15 protein-coding genes are annotated in these 17,159 nt (G+C 33.3%); 7 read left to right on the forward strand and 8 right to left on the reverse strand.

Going from position 1 to position 17,159, the window contains the following annotated elements:
• Positions 1–5: 5 nt before the first annotated feature.
• Genes IEV63_RS08625 through mraZ form a run of 5 tightly spaced genes read right to left on the reverse strand, consistent with a single transcriptional unit; the run spans position 6 to position 5,107 of the window.
• Positions 6–1,472 carry a UDP-N-acetylmuramoyl-L-alanyl-D-glutamate--2,6-diaminopimelate ligase gene (locus IEV63_RS08625; protein WP_188406400.1) on the reverse strand — a complete coding sequence of 489 codons (1,467 nt, stop codon included), beginning with the start codon at positions 1,470–1,472 and terminating at the stop codon, positions 6–8.
• Positions 1,469–3,427 (reverse strand): PASTA domain-containing penicillin-binding protein, encoded by a 1,959-nt coding sequence (locus IEV63_RS08630; protein ID WP_188406401.1) that lies wholly within the window; start codon positions 3,425–3,427, stop codon positions 1,469–1,471. Before IEV63_RS08630 ends, IEV63_RS08625 begins: the two co-directional genes overlap by 4 nt.
• Positions 3,428–3,751, reverse strand: coding sequence for an FtsL-like putative cell division protein (locus tag IEV63_RS08635; RefSeq protein WP_188406402.1), 324 nt, complete (start codon positions 3,749–3,751; stop codon positions 3,428–3,430). It lies immediately after the preceding gene.
• A 2-nt stretch (positions 3,752–3,753) separates the two neighbouring features.
• Positions 3,754–4,668, reverse strand: a complete 915-nt coding sequence (gene rsmH / locus IEV63_RS08640) for a 16S rRNA (cytosine(1402)-N(4))-methyltransferase RsmH (RefSeq protein WP_373283729.1) — start codon at positions 4,666–4,668, stop codon at positions 3,754–3,756.
• Positions 4,655–5,107, reverse strand: a complete 453-nt coding sequence (gene mraZ, locus IEV63_RS08645; protein WP_188406403.1) for a division/cell wall cluster transcriptional repressor MraZ — start codon at positions 5,105–5,107, stop codon at positions 4,655–4,657. The genes rsmH and mraZ overlap by 14 nt, the downstream gene beginning before the upstream one ends.
• Before the next feature lie 344 nt (positions 5,108–5,451).
• On the opposite strand from mraZ, the gene IEV63_RS08650 reads away from it, so the two are divergent.
• The 4 genes from IEV63_RS08650 to IEV63_RS08665 all read left to right on the forward strand — a co-directional run bounded on the left by IEV63_RS08650 (position 5,452) and on the right by IEV63_RS08665 (position 11,081).
• Positions 5,452–6,216 (forward strand): alpha/beta fold hydrolase, encoded by a 765-nt coding sequence (locus IEV63_RS08650; protein WP_188406404.1) that lies wholly within the window; start codon positions 5,452–5,454, stop codon positions 6,214–6,216.
• Positions 6,217–6,819, forward strand: a complete 603-nt coding sequence (gene yihA / locus IEV63_RS08655) for a ribosome biogenesis GTP-binding protein YihA/YsxC (protein WP_188406405.1) — start codon at positions 6,217–6,219, stop codon at positions 6,817–6,819. It abuts the gene before it with no gap.
• A 76-nt stretch (positions 6,820–6,895) separates the two neighbouring features.
• Entirely contained in the window at positions 6,896–8,611 is a 1,716-nt protein-coding gene (locus IEV63_RS08660; RefSeq protein WP_188406406.1) for a M23 family metallopeptidase, read from the forward strand.
• 10 nt (positions 8,612–8,621) lie between these two features.
• Positions 8,622–11,081 carry a TonB-dependent receptor gene (locus IEV63_RS08665; protein WP_229737220.1) on the forward strand — a complete coding sequence of 820 codons (2,460 nt, stop codon included), beginning with the start codon at positions 8,622–8,624 and terminating at the stop codon, positions 11,079–11,081.
• Positions 11,082–11,205: 124 nt separating this feature from the next.
• Here the strand turns inward: IEV63_RS08665 and IEV63_RS13135 are convergent, their stop codons facing one another.
• Complete coding sequence (locus IEV63_RS13135; protein ID WP_188406490.1) at positions 11,206–11,385, reverse strand: T9SS type A sorting domain-containing protein; 180 nt, start codon at positions 11,383–11,385, stop codon at positions 11,206–11,208.
• Between the two features lie 179 nt (positions 11,386–11,564).
• Positions 11,565–11,933, reverse strand: a complete 369-nt coding sequence (locus IEV63_RS08675; protein WP_188406407.1) for a hypothetical protein — start codon at positions 11,931–11,933, stop codon at positions 11,565–11,567.
• Between the two features lie 451 nt (positions 11,934–12,384).
• Between IEV63_RS08675 and IEV63_RS08680 the strand changes: the two genes are divergently transcribed.
• On the forward strand, positions 12,385–14,049 hold the full coding sequence (locus tag IEV63_RS08680) for an alpha-amylase family glycosyl hydrolase (RefSeq protein ID WP_188406408.1): 1,665 nt from the start codon (positions 12,385–12,387) through the stop codon (positions 14,047–14,049).
• A 96-nt stretch (positions 14,050–14,145) separates the two neighbouring features.
• Here the strand turns inward: IEV63_RS08680 and IEV63_RS08685 are convergent, their stop codons facing one another.
• On the reverse strand, positions 14,146–15,312 hold the full coding sequence (locus tag IEV63_RS08685) for a cysteine desulfurase family protein (RefSeq protein ID WP_188406409.1): 1,167 nt from the start codon (positions 15,310–15,312) through the stop codon (positions 14,146–14,148).
• A 140-nt stretch (positions 15,313–15,452) separates the two neighbouring features.
• Between IEV63_RS08685 and IEV63_RS08690 the strand changes: the two genes are divergently transcribed.
• Together IEV63_RS08690 and rpe are read left to right on the forward strand one after the other, a co-directional pair.
• Positions 15,453–16,427, forward strand: coding sequence for a hypothetical protein (locus IEV63_RS08690; RefSeq protein WP_188406410.1), 975 nt, complete (start codon positions 15,453–15,455; stop codon positions 16,425–16,427).
• A 71-nt stretch (positions 16,428–16,498) separates the two neighbouring features.
• Entirely contained in the window at positions 16,499–17,158 is a 660-nt protein-coding gene (rpe, locus tag IEV63_RS08695) for a ribulose-phosphate 3-epimerase (RefSeq protein ID WP_373283731.1), read from the forward strand.
• Position 17,159 lies beyond the last annotated feature (1 nt).

A 17,159-nucleotide genomic window follows, 5' to 3' on the forward strand; every position in this document is an offset into this window, starting at 1 on the left:
ACTCTCTATTTATCAAATTTGTTTAAATAGTTTTTTAAATGTTGTAAATCATCAAAATCTGATCGTACTCCATTAACTTCTTGGTAAGTTTCGTGTCCCTTGCCAGCTACCAAAATAATATCTTTAGGTTGAGCCATTTTACAAGCAGTTTTAATGGCTTGCTCTCTAGCCGTAATTGAAATTACTTTTTTCACATCAGTAGGTTCTATACCTTTTTCCATATCTTGTATAATAGCATCAGGGTTTTCAGTTCGTGGATTATCGCTTGTTAAAATAACCTGTGTACTTAACTGTCCAGCTATTTTAGCCATTAAAGGTCTTTTTGTTGCATCACGATCGCCACCGCATCCCACTACGGTAAATAATTCTTCATTTTTAGTACGTATAGCATTTATGGTACTCAACACATTTTCTAAGGCATCTGGAGTGTGTGCATAATCTACAATAGCTGTAATTTTTTGTTTTTCTGAAATAAAATGTTGAAAACGCCCACTTACAGGTTTCAACTCGCTTATTAATCGTAAATTTTCTAAGCGATCTACTCCTAATAAGTCGGCTACTGAAAAAACAGCTAATAAATTATATGCATTGAAGCTTCCTATAAGTGGTGACCAAACTTCGGTATCGTTAAGCTTCAATAACAATCCATTAAAATTATTTTCTAAAACTTTAGCTGTATAATCTGAGTGGCTTTTTAACGAATATGAGTATTTTTTTGCTCTTGAATTTTGAAGCATTACATCTCCATTTTTATCGTCGGTATTGATTAATGCGAAAGCTGATTTAGGCAATTCATCAAATAATATTTTTTTAGCATCTCTATAGTCAGCAAAAGTTTTGTGGTAATCTAAATGATCGTGCGACAAATTGGTGAAGACAGCTCCAGCAAAGTGTAAAGCTTTGGTTCTGTGTTGTACAATTCCATGCGAACTAGCTTCCATAAAAACATACTCAACTCCATCTTTTTGCATTTCATCTAAATACTTATTAATGGTTAATGAATCCGGAGTAGTTAATTTTGTTTGAAAATCTTGATTATTAATCTTTATTACAACTGTAGAAATTAAACCTACCTTAAAACCCGCATTTTTAAACAACTGAAAGAGCAAACTGCTAACAGTAGTTTTTCCATTGGTGCCCGTTATGCCAATCAGTTTCATTTTAGTTGAAGGTCGGTCGTAAAAATTATCAGCAATAAATGCAGCTGCCAAACGCGTATCTTCTACCTGAATATAAGTAACTCCATTATTTCTTTTTTCTGGTAAAATTTCACAAACTACAGCTAAAGCGCCTTGGTTTATAGCATTTGGAATAAATTGGTGTGCATCGGTATGCGTTCCTTTAATGGCAATAAACAAATCGTTTAATCCTACTTTAGTAGAATCGATATGTATATTTCTTACCTGCTGTGAAGTATTTCCTTCAACAGCTAAAATAGGAACTCGATATAATATGTCGCTTAATGTATTCAACTTAAAATAAGATTTACTATTTGATTTGGTTCTACTTTATTTCCTTGTGGAATGGATTGTTCTTTTACTTTTCCTTGTCCATAAATTTTAACCCTTAAGCCCATATTTTCTAACAAAGCAACCGCATCCATTACGGGTAAACCTTTTAAATCTGGCATAATGGTTTTATATTTTTGAGATAATTGATAGTAGTTTTGAAAATCCTGATTAGCATAGTCAACTTCAAACGATTCAACTTTATCAATTACAGGTGTATCTTTATAAATTTTGTGTGCTATTTTTTGAAAAACTGGTGCTGCAACTGTACTGCCATAATAGCCTTTATCAGGATTGGGTTTATTAATTACCACAATACAAGAATACTTAGGTTTATCTGCAGGAAAATAACCAGCAAAGGAAGAGATGTATCTTCCAGATTCAATCCAATATTCGGTTTGACAAGTTCCTGTTTTACCTGCCATGGAATAATTTTCAGAATAAATATGGCTTGCTGTACCACGTTTTACAGTATTTTCCATTAATTGCTGAAGAATTTGCGCGGTTTCTTTAGAGCAAACTGAACCTTGGTAAACTACTTCAGAAAAATCCTGTACCAATTGGTTTTTATCGCGTACCTCTTTAATGAATTTTGGTTTTACTTTTAAACCATCGTTAGCAATGGCATTGTAAAAAGTTAAAATTTGCAGCGGCGTTAACGAAACTCCATAACCAAAAGAAAGCCAAGGTAAAGTTGTACCGTACCAATTAGCATCATCTGGATGTGGAATGTTTGGTTTACCTTCTCCTTTAATTTGAAGACCAAGTTTTTCACCCAAGCCCATATTCATTAATCGATTAACAAATTGTTCTGGCTTATCTTTGTAATTATCATAAACCATTTGAGAAAAAGCAGTATTTGAAGAAACTTCAAAAGCTTCAGCTAAATTAATTTCACCATATCCGCCTAACTTTGAATCCCGAACTGTTCGATCAAAATATTTTATTTTCCCACCCTGCGTATCCACTATGCTTGTAGTGTCTACTACTCGATCTTCCAGGGCTGCAGCCATGCTCATTAATTTAAACGTTGAGCCCGGCTCATGCGACTCGTAAACTGCATAATTAATCTTTTCGTAATATTTACCCGATTTAGCACTTCGTCCTAAATTAGCAATGGCTTTTACTTCTCCTGTTTTCGTTTCCATAACCACCACCGAACCATGGTCAGCTTCAAAACGTTCTAAGGCTTCAAGTAAAGCATGATGCGCAATATCCTGAATATTAACATCGATAGTTGTAATTACATCGTAACCATCTTTGGGCTCAATTTCGTGTAAATCGTTGATGGGTTTCCATTGTCCTTTGGCGATTTTTTGCTTAGTACGTTGGCCTTTTTCTCCTTTTAAGTAGTCGTTAAAAGCACCTTCTAATCCTACATTTCCGTAACCAACAGTACGCTCACCTACTTTTCCGAGCGGATGCTCTCTCACGGTTTGCTGTTCTGCAATAAATCCACCTTTATAAGCTCCTTTATTAAAAAGTGGAAATTCACGCACCTTCATGTACTCTGAATAATCTAAATTTCGAGCAATAAATACATACCGGTTTTTAGTGACTCTTGCCTTTCGAAGCTTGTTTTGATAATATGCAACGCTTTCTCCAAAAAATTGAGAAAGCGCATTGGATAAAGGCTTTAAATTTTCTTTAAAATCTATATCTGAAGCTGTTACAGCATCGAATCTAATTTCGTATTTAGGTACAGATGTAGCCAATAAATTCATATTTGCGTCGTAGATATTACCGCGGTTAGGTTCTATGGTAAACTTTCTGTAAACCTGTGTTTCGGCCATATCACGATATACTTCGCCTTCTAAAAATTGAATTTCGATTAGCTTAAAACCAACAAACAAAGGAAGCAACATAAATAGTCCGACTACTATGTAAAAGCGTTTCAATATTTGCTTACTATCTGTCATTTAATTAGTTAATGTTGATTTTACAATAATTTTACTTGGTGGTGTTGAAGATGTTCCAATTCCACGCGATTTCATTTTTCGAGCAACACTTGACTCCATTTTTAATTGCATGAGCTGCTTACGAGCATCTACAAATTCGCTTCGCAATTCTTTAACTTGCAAGTTAATTTCTGCGATTTCTAGAACTTTTCGGTCTGCACTATGCGAACTAGCAATCATAATAATTGCTAAAAAAGTACAATACAAAATAAAACGCCAATTATCGAACGCGCTACCCCGAACTAAAAAATCACCCCTAACAATTTGTTTAAATCCCAAAGCCATATTTAGTTTTTATCAATGCGTTTAGCTATTCGTAATTTTGCACTCCTTGCTCTTGAATTTTCAGCATTTTCTTGATCAGTCGGAACCATTAATTTTCCAACTTTCACAAAAGGCACTTGTGGCTTTCCGTAAAAATCTTTTTCAACTTCGCCTTCAAATTTTCCACTTCTAATAAAATTCTTCACCAAACGATCTTCTAAAGAATGGTAAGAAATTACACTTAGCCTTCCATTTTCTTTAAGTAAATCTGGCGTTTGCAGCAAAAATTCTTTTAAAGCTTCAATTTCTTGGTTTACTTCTATACGTATTGCTTGATAGATTCGAGCCAACATTTTGTTGATTTTTAATGCTGAAAAAAAAGGTTTTATAATAGCATTAAATTGAGTTGTGGTTTGAATAGGTTGATCTTCTCTCGTTTCAATAATTTTTGAAGCTATTTTAAAAGCAATTCTAATTTCGGCGTAATCCCGAATAATACGGGTTAAATCTTCAAGAGAATAATGATTAATTACTTCGTAAGCACCAATTTTGTCACTCGGATTCATTCGCATATCTAAAGCAGCTTCAAACCGAATTGAAAAACCACGTTCAGCAACATTAAATTGATGAGATGAAACACCAAAATCAGCCAAAATTCCATCAACTTCTTTCACTCCTTCAAAACGCAAGTAGCGCTTTAAGTGTCTAAAGTTAGCCTGAATTAAATGAAAGCGACTATCTGCTATACTGTTTTGAACAGCATCTGGGTCTTGATCGAATGCAAACAATTTACCGTTTTCACCTAAATGAGATAAAATTGAACGGCTATGGCCACCACCTCCAAAAGTAACATCTACGTAAACTCCGTCTGGATTTATTGCCAAACCATTAATGCTCTCGATTAATAAAACCGGTATGTGGTAATTACTCTCCATCATTGCCCATTACTTCTTCAGCTAAATCTGCAAAATCATCGAAAGACGAGATAGCCGATTCATATTTATCTTTATCCCATATTTCAATAATGTTTATAGCCGATGCTACAACAATTTCTTTTTTAATATCAGCAAAACCAACCAAGTCTTTAGGAATTAACAACCTACCATTAGCGTCTATTTCTACCTGCTTAACTCCAGCGGTAAACTTTCTAATAAAGTCGTTGTTTTTCTTTTTAAATCGATTTAAACCATTGAGTTTTTGCATCAATGCATTCCACTCCTGCATGGGGTACATTTCTAAACATTCTTGAAAGACTGAACGCTTTAACACAAAACCTTCACTTAAACCAGCAGCGAGTTGTTTTTTTAACGCAGAAGGCAGCATAAGCCGCGCTTTAGCATCAATTTTACATTCGTATGATCCGACTAAATTGGTCACTTTCTAGGTTTTATATTCCAAATATATTGATTTTTTTACCACTTTATCCCACTTTACCCCACATTGTTAATAAGTTTTTCAAAAATTGAGATTGCGTTTATGTTATGAAAAAAGTAAATGGTCTGAAATTGCCTAGTATAACTATAAAATGCAGATTAGATTTTAAATATTTTCGAAAAGTAAAAAAGGTGGGAAGGATTAAATCGAAATTCAAAAAAAAGCTATGCATGCATAATTTTTAAGAAAACTCCTTTCATTATAAGGCTTAAGACTTGGGTATTCAATAAAAATAAGTATACTTGTAGAAATATAAGTATATTTGGCACTTGAAATTTCACTAGTGAATGGAAAACAAAATACAGCAGCAAGGTAAATTTAAGTTTATAGAATGTGGTGAAGGCACACCAATGCTAATACTACACGGTTTAATGGGTGGTCTTAGCAATTTTGATGGTGTTGCTGAATATTTTCCGCAACATGGCTATAAAGTAGTTATACCCGAACTACCTATTTACGACATGCCTTTGCTAAAAACCAACATAAAAAACATCACTAAATTTATTAAAGAATTTATTGAAGCCCGCGGATACGAAAAAGTTATCTTACTTGGTAATTCTTTGGGTGGCCATATCGGTTTACTGACTACAAAATTATACCCAGAATATATTAAAGCTTTAGTCATAACTGGTAGCTCTGGCTTATACGAAAGCGCAATGGGAGACAGTTATCCTAAAAAAGGCGATTTTGAATACATTAAGAAAAAAGCACAAGATGTCTTTTATGATCCTGCAGTTGCTACCGACGAAATTGTTGAAGATGTTTACCAAACTATTAAAGACAGAAACAAATTAATTAGAATTTTAGCTATTGCCAAAAGTGCCATTCGCCACAATATGGCTAAAGATTTACCCAATATGAAACAGCCAACTTGTATTATTTGGGGCAAACAAGACGATGTTACTCCTCCAAAAGTAGCAGACGAATTTAACCAATTACTGCCAAATTCAGATTTATTTTGGATTGATAAATGTGGGCATGCGGCTATGATGGAACATCCTGATTTGTTTAATGAAATTTTACACACTTGGTTACAAAAAAGGTCTTTATAAATGAAGATTAAAACTGCTGAGTTTATTATTAGTAATGCTAAAGTTGATAAATGTCCAGACAGTAAACTGCCTGAGTATGCGTTTATCGGTAGAAGTAATGTTGGCAAGTCTTCTTTAATAAATATGTTAACCGAACATAAGAAACTAGCCATGGTTTCTGGAAAACCTGGAAAAACCAGACTAATAAATCACTTTTTAATTAATAAAGAGTGGCATTTAGTAGATTTACCAGGTTACGGATACGCTAGGGTTAGTAAAAAAGAGAAAAAAGTTTTTCAGCAATTTATAACTGACTATTTTAAAAAACGAAAGCAACTAGTAAGCGCTTTTGTATTGGTCGATATTAGACATGAAGCCCAAAAAATTGATTTAGAATTTATGCAATGGTTGGGCGAAAATGCAATACCATTTTCAGTTGTTTTTACAAAAGCAGACAAACTTAAACCCAACGTAATCGATAAAAATATTGAAGCATATAAAGCCAATTTATTAAACACTTGGGAAAGCTTACCCCCTATTTTTGTTACTTCTTCATCTAAAAAAATAGGACAAGAAGAAGTATTGAATTACATCCAAGAAGTGAACAACCAACTAAACTGGTAAGTAATTAGTCTGTTAATTTATTAAATTCAAAAAAAATTATAATTTTGAATTACACCAACTAATTAATCCATTTATTATGAAATATGGTTTTCGTTTAACTATTTTCTATTTTTTGTTTATTTGTCTTGGATTACACGAATCTATTGACGCACAAGAAATTGAACAAGGCTATTTTAACAAACCTTTAGATGCACCTTTAATCTTGTCTGGCACATTTGGAGAGTTGCGAAATAATCATTTTCATGCAGGAATAGATATAAAAACCCAAGGCCGCATAGGCTTACCAGTAACAGCAAGCGCATCAGGATACATCAGCCGTATAAAAATTCAGGAATTTGGTTACGGAAAAGCTATTTATATTCAACATCCTAATGGATTCCAAACGGTTTATGCGCACTTAAATAATTTTGCTCCAGCTATTGAAGAATATATTAAAAAACAGCAATATATTAAAGAATCCTATGCAATTGAACTCTTTCCAAATAAAGACTTATTTCCTGTAGAACAGGATGAAATTATTGCTTACAGCGGCAATACAGGCTCAAGTGGTGGTCCGCATCTACATTTTGAAATTCGCGATCAAAATTCAAAACCGATGAATCCACTTTTATTTGGTTTTAATGAAATTACAGACCATATAAAACCAAGAATTAAAGGGATTTGGGCTTATACTTTAAACGATAGTGCTCAAGTTACAGGGCTGCAAGGCAAAAAAAGAATTCAGTTAAGTCGAACACAATCTGGTTTTTATTTAGCCGATAAAGTTTCAGCTTTTGGTAAAATTGGATTTGGAATCAGTACAGACGATCAACTCGACAAAGCCATTAACCGAAATGGTATTTATAAAATTGAAACCTTTTTAAATGGAAGTAAACATTTTGAACAAAGGTTTGATAGGTTTTCATTTTCAGAAACAAGATACATTAATCGATTAGTCGATTATTTTTATTATAAAGAAAACAAACAACGTATTCAAAAACTATTTTTAGAAATTAATAACCCACTTAGTATTAATTCATTTCATAACCAAGGAGGAAGTATTTTAATCGATAACGAAGGCACTAATTTTAATTATTTAATACAAGTAGAAGATTTTGCTGGAAATAAGCAAGAAATCCAAATTCCAATTGTAGCGCAAAAAAATGAAATTTCGCAACCCCAAGATCATCCAAAAACGCCTTATTTTGTTCAGGCTGAGTACGGAGTTGCTTTTGAAGAAGAAAACATAGATGTGTATTTTCCAAAAGGTGCTTTATATGAAGACACCTACTTACAAATAGAATTTGAAACCAATGCAATTAATTTACACGATTATCGGGTACCAATTCACAATGCCATACATTTAGGTTTTGATGTAAGCCAATTTCCAGTCGATGTTCAAGATAATATGTACGTTGCCAAAGTGATGCCTTGGGGTACAAAATATTATACTCCAACCCAAAAGAAAAAAAATAGAATTACCGCACTAATTAAAGATTTTGGGCGTTATGAAATTGCTTACGATAAAGACGCCCCAACAATTACACCTATTAATGTAAGAAATAAAAAATGGATGTCGAATTATCGATATTTAAAGTTGAAAATCGATGATGAAACCACAGGAATAGAGAATTATAGAGCAAGCGTAAATGGAGAATTTATCCTAATGGAATACGAATACAAAAACAATATGCTTACTTACGATTTTAACGATGGTAAATTTGATGATGGAAAAAATGAATTTAAACTAATTGTAACCGATAAAGTGGGAAATACCAGTATATTTGAAGCTGAAATTTTCAGAAAAAATTAATTCTTAACAATTGAAATTATACAGCCTACTTATTTTCTTATTTTGTGTTTTTCTGCAAACTAATGCACAAAATGCAAACATTAAAGGAATTATTTTCGACGAACAGAAAATCCCTATTCCATCCGTAGATATTACTTATAAAGGTGGGGGAACTTCTACCAATAAAAACGGATTTTATTCTTTACAACTTCCTGCTAATCAAAAAGTAGTTTTAAAAATTTCTTTTTTAGGAATGAAGCCGATTACTACTACTTTAAATTTAAAACCTGAAGATGATGTGGAGCTAAATTTTGTGCTTAAAACTGATGTTGAGCAAATTGGCGAAGTAGTTATTACGCAGCAAAACAGAGCTCGAATAGAAGGTGTAACCACGCTTACTCCAGAAACTGTTCGCCGCATTCCTGGTGCCAACCCTGGAATCGAAAATATTTTAAACACCTTGCCTGGAGTAAATTCAAATAACGAACTAAGTACACAGTATTCAGTTCGTGGTGGTAGCTTTGATGAAAATTTGGTGTATGTGAACGATATTGAAGTATATAGACCATTTTTAGTGAGAAGCGGACAACAAGAAGGCTTAAGCTTTGTGAATACGGACATGGTAAGAAAAGTAGAATTTTCTGCTGGTGGTTTTCAATCGCGTTATGGCGACAAAATGTCTTCTGTTTTAGATATTACGTATCGACGACCGGTAGATTTCGCTGGCTCATTTGAAGCTAGCTTACTCGGCGGAAGCCTTAGTTTAGAAGGTATTTCCAAAAATAAAAAACTGAGTGCTATTGGTGGTGTTCGCTACAGAGACAATAGTTTATTTGTAAACGCAAAACAAGTTGAAGCTAATTTTATTCCGCGTTTTGCCGATGCACAAACGTACATATCTTACCAATTTAATGAAAAATTTGAGCTTAGCTTTTTAGGTAATATTTCTATTAATACTTACGAATACGAGCCTTTTACACGTCAAACTAATTTTGGTACTGTACAAGATCCACAAGCACTAATTGTTTTTTATGAAGGCAGAGAAGATAATCGCTACGAAACCTATTTTGGTGCTGCAAAGGCTTCTTACAAACCCAACGATAAGTTAACTGCTAAATTAATTACCTCTGCATACCACACCAAAGAACAAGAACATTTTGACATTTTGGCGCAATATCGACTTGGTGCAGTTAGTGGGAATTTTGGAGATGAAAATTTTGGTGAAGTTGAATTTACTGAAGGTGCAGGCTCACAATTTATTCATGGCCGCAACAACTTAGATGCATTTATTATTAACATTCAACATTTAGGAAGCTATAAAGTCAATGATCATTTAATTGAATGGGGTGCTAAATACACACGCGAAGACTTTAGAGACCGTTTGCAAGAATACGAAGTAATCGATTCTGCTGGAATAAATGTTCGCCCACCATTTCCCCAATTTGTAAACGACCAACCTTACACTCCTTACGATGCAGAAATTGAACCTTTTGAACGCATTAGAACCTACAATGAAACCCAAGTTGACCGCTTAAGTGGTTTTTTACAATGGAGTTATCGCACTACAATTGGCGAAACTGAAACTTGGGCAAATGCTGGGGTAAGAAGTCAAACATGGACAGTAAATGGGCAAAACTTAAATAAAAAAACACAAACAGTAGTTAGTCCGCGAGCACAATTAAGCATTAAACCCAACTGGAAAAAAGATATGGTATTTCGGTTAGCGGGTGGTTTGTACCACCAACCACCTTTTTACAGAGAATTACGAGATTCGGTTGGTGTAGTTAATCCAGCAGTAAAAGCCCAGCGTTCAATTCATTTAGTAGCTGGAAACGATTACAGTTTCAAACTATGGGACAGGCCTTTCAAGTTAATTTCTGAAGCTTACTATAAAGACATTACTCATTTAAATCCGTTTACTATAGAAAACGTGAGGATTCGTTATCGAGCGAGAAATGATGCACAAGCCTACGCTTATGGTTTAGATTTACGATTAAATGGGGAATTTGTACCCGGCACCGAAAGTTGGGTAAGTTTTGGCTATTTAAAAACAGAGGAAAAGCAAGATGAGCGCGGTTACTTTGCCAGACCTACGGACCAACGCTTAAAATTTGCAATTTTGTTTCAGGATTACATTCCTAAATTTCCAAAAATGAAACTCTACTTGAATATGGTGTACAATACTGGTTTACCAGGTGGTTCTCCACGATTTGCTGATCCATTTTTGTTTCAAAATAGACTGCCCGATTACCAACGTGTAGATGTAGGTTTTAATTATGCTTTGGTAGAAAAAGGAGACCAATTTCAACAACAAAATATGTTAAGCTTTTTCAATTACCTCAGCTTTGGTGTAGAAATTTTTAATTTATTTGATCGACTTAATTCTATTACCAACACTTTTGTAAGAGATGCTGCTACAGGCGGACAATTTGCCATTCCCAATTTTTTAAGTCCACGTGTCTTTAATTTGAAGATGAGTGCGCGGTTTTAGAATCTTATTGTCAACACGAAAATACTTTTTAGGTTAAATTATTTAATGTAAGTAAATCCATCTAAAAAGCTTATTTATTTGGTTTACAGACCTTTTAGGTTTCGTTGATATTAAGAGTTACGATTTACTCCTTTACCAACTTCTTCGTAACACTCCCATTTTCTGTTTCTATTTTTAAAATATACATCCCACTTGGCAAGCCACTCACATCTATAGCTTGATTTTCTTGATAAGCTTCATTTAATATCCGTTTGCCACTTAAATTAAAAACCTCTATTTGATGAATAGGTTGTTGACTTTTAATGCGAAATTATTGGCGACTGGGTTGGGGTAGATAGAAAAACTTATGTCCTCAAAATTAGTATCGCTTAAAGTTGTAGCTGAATAGGTGGCAGAATTGGCCTCTGAATTGGTAATGGTCAAATAAATGATATCTTCTTCTGTGACAAATGAATAAGTGAAAGGATTAAATGCAGAGCCACCTCACATAAGATCCTGAAAAACCATCATGTAATTTGATTGAAATAAAATATTTCCATCAATGTTACAACCTTCAAGGGAAAGCTCACAAAATAAAAAATTAAACATTGTAGCACTCGTAAATTCAATTGGACCACAAATAAATTCTTCACAAATTAAATTATGTTCTTTAAAAAATGTACCGGGATTATAAAACGACTGGCCAATTTCTAAATTAATAGTTGTGTTTGATTCTTCATTTTCAGGCTGATATAGAGTTTCACCATCCAACTCAATGTATTCCAACTCCCAGATATGCTCCATTAAAATTTCATTTTGGGCAGATGAAATAAATCCTGTTAATAAAACTAGTATATATATTAAATGTTTCATGAGTTTAATTTTTTACTAAATGTTTAGATTCTACTATATGACCGTCACATACCAAGGTAACTATATAATTACCCGAATTATAATTATTGATGTCAATATCAATTTCGGTTGTACCAGCAACAAGTATATAATTACTAGATACACCGTTAGTTTGTTCTGTTACTATTAAATAAGCAGAAGAACTATTTTCAATATTATAGTTTAATGTAACTATTGCATTTGCAGTTTTTTTGATAATGCTTTCATAATAAGTATTTTGAGAAAATTAACATATAAATATATTAAATAAATATTAAAAATATGAACTACACACACATAAATAGTTAAGTGTTTAAAGTTTTAAAATAAGTTTACAATTAAAATGTTATTCTAAATGCTTTTTAAAAGCTCCTATTACTGTAAATAAATCAACTTTCGCTAAATTTGTGAATTCTATTCTAATTTTATTTCAATGAAACATAAACTCGTTTGTCTGTTCAGTATACTTGTAATCGTTAGCTGTCAAACCAAAGAAGCTAAAATTAACCTTGAAGCGCCAGAAACTCCATTTCATTGGAATGCAGCTACCATTTATTTATTATTGACTGATCGCTTCAACAATGGAGATGAAACCAACGATGTCAATTTTGGTAGAACAGAAGAAACTGGGGTTTTACGTGGATTTGAAGGTGGAGACATCAAAGGAATTACTCAGAAAATTAAAGAAGGCTATTTTACAGATTTAGGCATCAATGCCATTTGGTTAACGCCAATTGTAGAGCAAATTCATGGAATAACCGACGAAGGAACCGGGAATACTTATCCTTATCATGGTTACTGGGCAAAAGATTGGACAAGTCTAGATCCTAACTTTGGAACAAAAGCAGACTTAAAAGAAATGGTAGAGACGGCTCACCAATTCAATATTCGTATTTTGTTAGATGCCGTTGTTAACCACACCGGACCTGTAACCGAAAAAGATCAAGTTTGGCCAGAAGAATGGGTAAGAACTTCACCAACTTGTACTTATCAAGATTTTGAAACTACTGTAAGCTGCACTTTAGTTGAAAATTTACCTGACGTAAAAACCGAAAGTAATATTGAAGTGAACCTACCTCCTGCTCTAGTTGAAAAATGGAAAAAAGAAGGTCGATATGAAGATGAAATAGCTTCCTTAAATTCTTTTTTTGAAGAAACAGGTTACCCAAAGGCTCCGCGTTTTTATATTATGAAATGGCTCTCAGATTACATTAAAGATTTTGGTATTGATGGCTACAGAGTAGATACCGTCAAGCATACCGAACCTTATGTCTGGCAAGAGTTCAATAAAATTTGTAATCGTGCTTTTAAACAATGGAAAAATGAAAATCCGAAACAAGTTTTAGATAATCAGGATTTTTTCTTACTCGGTGAAGTTTATAATTATGCCATTAGCCATAAAAAAGCTTACGATTTTGGAGATAAACAAGTAAATTATTTCGATGATGCATTTAATAGCTTGATTAATTTTGAATTGAAATGGAATGCGCTTCAACAAGATTACGAAACCCATTTCAGTAGATATGCAAAAGTATTATCGAACGAGCTAAATGGCTTTGGGATAGTAAATTACGTAACTTCGCATGACGACGGAAAGCCTTTTGACCTTAAACGAATAAAGAACAAGGAAGCCGCTAATCGACTTTTGCTTTCACCTGGTACTGCTCAAATTTATTATGGAGATGAAACCGCAAGACTTTTAGAAATTGGAGGAACTGTTGGTGATGCTACTTTGCGTTCGTTTATGAATTGGGACCAACTCAATTCTTTAACCGAAACACAAAATATTTTAGCCTATTGGCAAAAACTAGGAAAATTTCGAGCTAAGCACCCCGCAATTGGTGCGGGTTCGCATCAACAAATTCAGGCAAATCCATATGTTTTTAGTAGAAAGTTTTCTACAGAAGATTTTCAAGATGAAGTTATTGTAGCACTACATTATGCAGAAGAAGAAAAAATAATAGATGTGGAATCGATTTTTTCTGAAAACGATTTACTTTTTGATGCTTTTTCTGAACAACAAGTAAAAGTAGTAAATGGCCAAGTGCGCCTTACATCTTCATATGAAACGGTTTTATTAGAAAAGCTGAACTATTAAGCTGGTGAATTATTTTTCAATAAAGCTTTTAAAATCGTTTAAAAAATTTTCATTTAAAAACCAGCAATCAAAAATCCTAAATCTTAAATTAAACAATTAATGCGTAAGCAATTTTCCTGTTTTTGCAAATTCAGCCAAAGTATCTACTACATAATCCAATTCTTCAATTGTAGTATGATGCGAAAAAGAAAAACGCAGATTCGGGTTTTTTAAACGTTCAGCATCATAAATTTCGTTCAGCACAAACGATCCTTGGTCGCTACCGCTTTGGCAAGCACTTCCTTTAGAGCAAGCAATGCCTTTTAAGTCTAATTGAAACAACATTAAATTGGCTTGTTCTGGCTTAACAGGAACACTTAAATTAACCAACGTATAAGTACTTGCATCTAATTTAGCTGAATTTCCGTTAAACTGAATACCTGGTATTTTATGTTGTAAAGCTTCAATAAAGTATTTTTTTAAATTCAGAATCTTAGTACTTTCAGCTTCTAAATTAGCATAAGCTAATTCCAAAGCTTTTTCCATACCTACAATATTTTGTACATTTTCAGTGCCAGCTCGAAAACCACGTTCTTGAGCTCCCCCGTGGATCATCGCTTTTAGCGGTAAACCTTTTCGAATAAAAGCAAAACCTACTCCTTTAGGGCCATGAAATTTATGTGCACTCGCTGCTATAAAATCAACTGGTATTTCTTGTAAATTTAAAGGATAATGACCAACTGATTGAACGGTATCACTATGCAATAAAGCATTGTGAATTTTACATAATTCTGCCACTTGTTGTAGTGGTAAAATGTTACCGATTTCATTATTAATATGCATTAAACTAACTAAAGTTTTTAAACCTGATTGATTTAATAATTGCTCTAAATGAGCTAAATCTACGCTGCCATTTTCATCAAGTTGTACAAAATCTACTTTAACTTTTAAGGTGCTTTCTAAAAACTCTACTGCATTTAAAACCGCATGATGCTCAATTTTAGATGTAATAATTCGTTGAACACCTAAATCTCTAACTGCATTATGGATAATTAAATTATCGGCTTCCGTACCGCCAGAAGTAAAAATAATTTCACCAGGACTAACATTTAAATGTTTTGCTATTAATTTTCGAGCTTGTTCTACTTTTGTTTTGGCAGAGCGTCCAAAAGCGTGGCTAGAAGATGGATTTCCATAACAGTTTTGAAGCGTTTCAGTAATAACATGAATTACTTCTGGTCTTAGGCAAGTAGTTGCAGCATTATCTAGATATACCTGTTTCATTTAAAAATACTTCTGATTTACACAAAAGTACATTAATTATTCGATATAAAAATCGAAAATATTTGGATAACTACAGCGATATGATTTTCATCAATCAAAGAAATTAGACTTTAAATATGTATTTTTGAAAAAAATTCAGTTTGAAGAAAATATTCTATTTTTTATGTGTTTTGGGCATTTTTGCTTGCAATGATGGCGAAATTATTGTTTCAAATTTTGATTATAGCGCAGATACAGATTTAGAGCTATGTAAAGTGAATAACATTAATGTGCTGCATAATGTAAATTCAGAAACAAATGAAGCTATATCTTTTCGATTTATTCTTCCTGACTTTGATGGTAAATTTGATGGTTTGTGTCCACCAGCCCCGATTAGCTTGAATTTAAATCCAGAAAATAAAATAACTTACAGGCGTTTGAGTAATGAAACCAACGGATCAGATTATTTTTGCCTAGAAATTCCGCCAGCAAATCCTACTGTTACCGAAGAATTTACGAGCTTAAATGGTGGCGAAGCACAACTAATTTTTTTGGTAACTAATCAAGACGATAACGACGATGTGCCAGCTTTTGAAGAAGATATTAACGGAGATGGTAACTTTTTTAACGATGACACCGATGGAGACGGTATTCCTAATTTTTTAGATACAGACGACGATAATGATAATGTGCCTACTTCCGTAGAAATTGTAAACGATGAAAATCCGAATATTTACCTAGATTTTGATGAAGATGGCATACCAGACTACCTCGATGAAGATGATGATAACGATGGTGTAATTACCCGATGGGAAGACTTAGATGCATTTGATAATTTAGATGATAACGGCAACCCTATTCTAAATCCTAGAACAGACACCAATGAAGAAGGTATTCCTAATTATTTAAATCCTGATGTTGCTGAATCAATCGAAATTGACTTATACAGAACCAACATTATAAGAAGAACATTTAACGTTCAAGTAGTTTTAAAAAATGTATCTCTTGTGAAAAGTGATGGAGAACAAACCATTACACTTAACACGCTTACATTAGGAACTTATGAAATACAATCTAACAACGAAGTCTTAGAAATGACCTTCGAACCTGTTGTAGACTGTAACGCATTAGATTAGTAAATGGGCTTATAAAAACAGCCAATGAATAGATGTAAATATTAAGCCGTAAAACCTGTAATTTTACAATAATGAAAAAATTATTAGCTCCTTCAATATTAGCAGCAGATTTTGCTAACCTTCAACGTGATGTTGAAATGATAAATAAAAGTGAAGCAGATTGGTTTCACATCGATATTATGGATGGCGTTTTTGTACCCAACATTTCTTTTGGAATGCCTGTTTTAAAAGCAATTAATCAACATGCAAACAAATTTATAGACGTGCATTTAATGATTGTAAATCCAGACCAATATTTTAAAACTTTTGCAGAATTAGGCGCAAATATGTTAACTGTTCATTTAGAAGCATGTACGCATTTACATAGAAGTTTGCAATCTATAAAAAATGAAGGCATGCAGGCTGGAGTAGCCCTAAATCCACATACCAACATACAACTCTTAAAAGATGTAATCGAAGATATAGATATGGTATGTTTAATGAGTGTAAACCCAGGATTTGGCGGGCAACACTTTATTGAAAATACCTACCAAAAAGTACGAGAATTAAAAGAATTAATTCAATTAAAAAATGCAAAAACGAAAATTGAAATCGATGGTGGCGTAACCAATCAAAACGCAAAACAACTTATCGATGCTGGCGCAGATGTTTTAGTAGCTGGTAGTTATGTATTTAAAGCCCAAAACCCAACCCAAACCATACAAGATTTAAAAAAAATTATGAATTCTTAAG

Origin of the sequence: Psychroflexus salis, assembly GCF_014640175.1 — a bacterium.
In the GTDB taxonomy this organism is placed as follows: Bacteria; Bacteroidota; Bacteroidia; order Flavobacteriales; family Flavobacteriaceae; genus Psychroflexus; species Psychroflexus salis.